4 protein-coding genes are annotated in these 4,689 nt (G+C 72.4%); 3 read left to right on the top strand and 1 reads right to left on the bottom strand.

Features of this window, described 5'->3' with window-relative positions; translation table 11 throughout:
* The first annotated feature begins 200 nt into the window (after positions 1-200).
* Both LCD31_RS22065 and LCD31_RS22060 read left to right on the top strand, forming a co-directional pair.
* Positions 201-626, top strand: coding sequence for a DUF350 domain-containing protein (locus tag LCD31_RS22065; protein WP_224960807.1), 426 nt, complete (start codon positions 201-203; stop codon positions 624-626).
* Between the two features lie 25 nt (positions 627-651).
* The gene (locus LCD31_RS22060; RefSeq protein ID WP_224960804.1) at positions 652-2,244 is read left to right on the top strand and encodes a polyamine aminopropyltransferase; all 1,593 of its coding nucleotides are present in this window, start codon (positions 652-654) and stop codon (positions 2,242-2,244) included.
* 37 nt (positions 2,245-2,281) lie between these two features.
* Here the strand turns inward: LCD31_RS22060 and LCD31_RS22055 are convergent, their stop codons facing one another.
* Positions 2,282-3,382, bottom strand: a complete 1,101-nt coding sequence (locus tag LCD31_RS22055; protein WP_224960801.1) for a LacI family DNA-binding transcriptional regulator — start codon at positions 3,380-3,382, stop codon at positions 2,282-2,284.
* Positions 3,383-3,569: 187 nt separating this feature from the next.
* Between LCD31_RS22055 and LCD31_RS22050 the strand changes: the two genes are divergently transcribed.
* Positions 3,570-4,667: an ABC transporter ATP-binding protein gene (locus tag LCD31_RS22050; RefSeq protein ID WP_224960798.1), complete on the top strand. Its 1,098-nt coding sequence runs from the start codon at positions 3,570-3,572 to the stop codon at positions 4,665-4,667.
* Positions 4,668-4,689 lie beyond the last annotated feature (22 nt).

Raw genomic sequence — 4,689 nt, 5'->3', positions numbered from 1 at the left:
CGGCCTTGACGACCACGACCTGACGCGACGAACGACCTGACGCATCGCCGAGACGGGGCCCCCCCCCCCGGGGGGCCCGGGCCCGGGGGGGGGGGCCGGGCTCCGGCAAGTAGGCGCTCCCCGGGCCGCGGGCGGCCTCCGGCGCGGCGTGCGCGACCTCCGACGAACGGCTCCCGACGAACGAGAAGGATGGAACGACCTTGCTCCAGGAACTGCTCTCCGGCCTGCTCGCGGCGGTCGCCTACGGCGTGATCGGCACGCTGATGATGGCGCTGGGCTACCTGCTGGTGGACCTCGCCACGCCCGGCAGGCTGCGCGACCTGATCTGGGTGCGGCGCAACCCGAACGCGGCGCTGCTGCTGGTGTCCGGGCTGGTCGGCGTCGGCATCATCCTCACCACCGCCATCGCGGCCAGCGCCGACGACCTGCTGCTCGGGCTGGTGGGCACCGTCGTGTACGGGCTGCTCGGGCTGGTGCTGATGAGCCTGTCCTTCCTGCTCATCGACGCCCTCACCCCCGGCAGGCTGGGCGACGAGCTGGCCGCGGACACCATGCACCCCGGCACGTGGGTGTCGGCGGCCGCGCACGTGGTGATCGCGGTGCTGATGGCCGCCGCCATCTGGTGACGCCCGGGCGAGCGAGCCGATCCCGATGACCACCGAGACCGACCTGGACTCCCCCACCCGCGCGCAGGCGGAACCCGCGCCGCGCGGCCGCGCCGCCCGCACCGCGGTGCTGGTGGCGGTGTTCCTGTGCGCCGCGTGCGGCCTGGTGTACGAGCTGGCGCTCGTCGCGCTCGGCAGCTACCTGATCGGCGACACCGTCGGGCAGGCGTCGATCGTGCTGTCGCTGATGGTGTTCGCGATGGGCGTGGGCGCGCTCGCGGCGAAACCGCTGCAGCGCTGGGCCGCGGCGGCGTTCGCCGCGGTGGAGGTGCTGCTCGCGCTGATCGGCGGGCTCAGCGTGCTGCTGCTGTACGCCGCGTTCGCCTGGCTGAGCCTGTACACGCCGGCGCTGGTGGTGACGGCCCTGGTGCTGGGGCTGCTGATCGGTGCGGAGATCCCGCTGCTGATGGTGCTGCTGCAGCGGATCCGGAAGCAGGATGCGGGTTCGGCGGTGGCCGACCTGTTCGCCGCCGACTACGTGGGCGGGCTGCTCGGCGGCCTGGCGTTCCCGTTCGTGCTGCTGCCGGTGTTCGGGCAGCTGCAGGGCGCGCTGCTGGTGGGGATGCTCAACGCGGCGGCCGGGCTGGGCCTGGTGCTGGCGGTGTTCCGCCGCGAGCTGTCGAAGCGGGCGGTGCTGCTGCTCGTGTCGGGTTCGGTGCTGGTGGCGGGCGTGCTCGGGACGGCGTGGCTGCTGTCCGACGAGTTCGAGGTGACGGCGCGGCAGGCGCTGTACCGGGACCCGGTGGTGCAGTCGATGCGCACCCCGTACCAGGAGATCGTGCTGACCGAGTCGTTCCCGCTGGACGGCGACCCGGACACCCGGCTGTACTTGAACGGGGACCTCCAGTTCAGCTCGGTCGACGAGTACCGGTACCACGAGGCGCTGGTGCACCCGGTGCTGGCCGGGCCCCGTTCGCACGTGCTGGTCCTCGGCGGCGGCGACGGGCTGGCGCTGCGCGAGGTGCTGCGCTACCCGGACGTGCGGGACGTGACCCTGGTGGAGCTGGATCCGGCGGTCCCGCGGCTGGCCCGCACCGACCCGCGGGTGTCCGAGCTGAACCGCGGTGCGTTCGAGGACCCGCGGGTGCACCTGGTCTCCGCGGACGCCTTCGCCTGGCTGCGGGACGACCGGCAGCGGTTCGACGCGGTGGTCGTGGACATGCCGGACCCGGATTCGACGGCGACGGCGAAGCTGTACTCCGCGGAGTTCTACGGGCTGGTGCGGAGTTCGATGGCCGAGCACGCGCGGGTGGCCGTGCAGGCGGGCTCACCGTACTTCGCGCCGAAGGCGTTCTGGGCGATCGAGGCGACGATGCGGGAGGCCGGGCTGGGCACCACGCCGTACCAGGTCTCGGTGCCGAGCTTCGGCGAGTGGGGCTTCCACCTGGCCACCGCCGGTCCGGCGCCCGAGCTGCGGCTGCCCGCGGACGTCCCGCCGCTGCGCTCGCTGGACGAGCGGACGCTGGCCGCGGCCGCCGCGTTCCCGCCGGACCGCGCGCGCATCACCGGGTTGACCCCGTCGACGCTGCTGCACCCGACGATCCTGCACTACGTGCAGGACGAGTGGCGCAACTACTGACGCACCCCGGGCCCATCGGTCGGCGGGCCCTCGGCGATCACGGGCCGAACCAGCGCTCCTCCGCGGAGCGGGGCGGGGCGGCGGTGGTGCCGGTCATCAGCTGGGTCTCCAGCAGCACGTCCCGCGGCCTGCCGGGTTCGCTGGTGTCCAGCAGCAGGCGGCCCGCGGCGCGGCCCTTCTCCAGCACCGGCTGGCGGACCGTGGTCAGGCCGACCCGCTCGGCGTCGTCGATGCCGTCGAAACCGGTGATGGTGAGGTCGTCGGGCACCCGCACGCCGCGGCGCCGCGCCTCCTCCAGCGCGCCGAGGGCCAGTATGTCGGAGGTGCAGATGATCGCGGTGATCTCCGGGTCGATCTCCAGCAGCTGGGCCGCGGCGGAGGCGCCGGATTCCGTGCTGTGGTCGAAGCGCTCCACCACCGGCACCTGCGCCCAGTCGACCCCGGCTTCGCTGAACGCGGCGGCGAGCGCGGTCAGCCGGGAGCGCTGGACGTGGAAGCTGGCGTTCGCCTGCCGGTGCACGGAGGCCACGCCGTCGTTGCGGCCGCGCGCCAGGCGCATGCAGGACACCCCGATGCGGCGGTGCCCGAGGCCGATCAGGTGCTCGGCGAGGACCCGCACCGCGCCCTCGTCGTCCGGGCCGACCCAGTCCAGCTGGTCGATGCGCGGCTGGTCGCAGATCACCACCGGCACCGGGCGTTCGAGCACGGCGGCCAGGTGCGGGTCGTCGTCGGGCACCGAGTACACGACGAACCCGTCGACGCCGGCGCGGTGCACCGAGGCGACGTCCTCGCGCTCGGGGCTGGCCGGGATGAGCAGCAGTCCGTGCCCGGCGTCCTCGCAGGCCAGCGCGAGCCCTTCGAGGAACTGGATCGCGGCGGGGTCGCGGAACGCGTAGGAGAGGTTCTCGGTGAGCAGCAGCCCGACCGCCCCGGCCTTCCGGGTGCGGAGCGAGCGCGCGACCGGGTCGGGGCCCGGGTAGCCGAGCCTGCGCGCGGTGTCGAGCACCCGCTTCCGCAGCTCCGGCGAGAGCTGGTCCGGGCGGTTGTACGCGTTCGACACCGTGGTCCTGGAGACCCCGAGCTCCGCCGCCAGCGAAGCCAGCGTCGCAGGCCGTCGGGCATTCGTTGACCGAGCCATGGAGGAACCGTAACGGTTCAGTACCCGGCGGTGAAGCCGCCGAGATGCAGATCCCATTGCCGATCGGCAACGATCACCACGAGTAGTCGCATGATCACTTTCCGAACCGGTTCGAGGAAAGGGATGACCTTAACTCGGTTAAGCGCTACGTTGTGCTTAACCCGAGTCAGTGAAAGGTGCGTCCCAGATGTCCGAGGTTGCATACGTCCAGGCATCCCGCCTCTACCCGGGTAACCCACCGGTGCGAGCCGTCAACGCACTCGATCTGCAGATCGACGACGGAGAGTTCCTGGTCCTGGTCGGACCCTCCGGCTCGGGCAAGTCGACCGCGCTGCGGATGCTCGCCGGCCTGGAGGAGGTGGACGAAGGCGCCATCACCATCGGCGGCCAGGACGTCACCAACACCCCGCCGAAGGCGCGCGACATCGCGATGGTCTTCCAGTCCTACGCGCTGTACCCGCACATGACGGTCGCCGACAACATGGGCTTTGCGCTGAAGCTGCGCAAGACGCCCAAGGACGAGATCCGGGCCAAGGTCACCGAGGCCGCGAAGATGCTCGACCTGGAGAAGTACTTGGACCGCAAGCCCAAGGCGCTCTCCGGCGGCCAGCGCCAGCGCGTCGCGATGGGCCGCGCCATCGTCCGCGAGCCCAGCGTCTTCCTGATGGACGAGCCGCTGTCCAACCTGGACGCGAAGCTGCGCGTGGAGACCCGCGCCAACATCGCCGCGCTCCAGAAGCGGCTGGCCACCACCACGATCTACGTCACGCACGACCAGGTCGAGGCCATGACCATGGGCCACCGGGTCGCGGTGCTCAAGGACGGGCTGCTCCAGCAGGTCGCCAGCCCGCGCGAGCTGTACGAGAACCCGCGCAACGCGTTCGTCGCCGGGTTCATCGGCTCGCCCGCGATGAACCTCAAGACGGTGCCGCTGTCCGCGGCGGGCGCCGAGCTCGACGGGCAGACCATCCCGCTGCCCCGCGCCGCGCTGTCCGCGGCCGACGGGTTGCAGGAGGTGACCTTCGGCGTGCGCCCGGAGGCGCTGAGCCTGGTCTCCGGCGAGGACGAGAAGGCCATGACGATGACCGTCGAGCTCGTCGAGGAGCTCGGCGCGCACGCCCTGGTGCACGGCAGCATCCAGATCGCCGGGGAGCCGCAGCGGTTCGTGGTCCGCACCGACGGCCGCACCCCGCCCGCGCTGGGCCAGCAGGTGAAGGTGGCGCTGCGCGACTCCGGCGAGGTGCACCTGTTCCGCCCGGACGACGGGACCCGCCTGACCAGCTGATCCCCCCGCACCCCCGCGATGC

The sequence above is a fragment of the Saccharopolyspora sp. 6M genome, assembly GCF_020176775.1.
Taxonomy (GTDB): Bacteria; Actinomycetota; Actinomycetes; order Mycobacteriales; family Pseudonocardiaceae; genus Saccharopolyspora_C; species Saccharopolyspora_C gregorii.
This window is presented reverse-complemented; position numbering and strand designations above follow the sequence as displayed.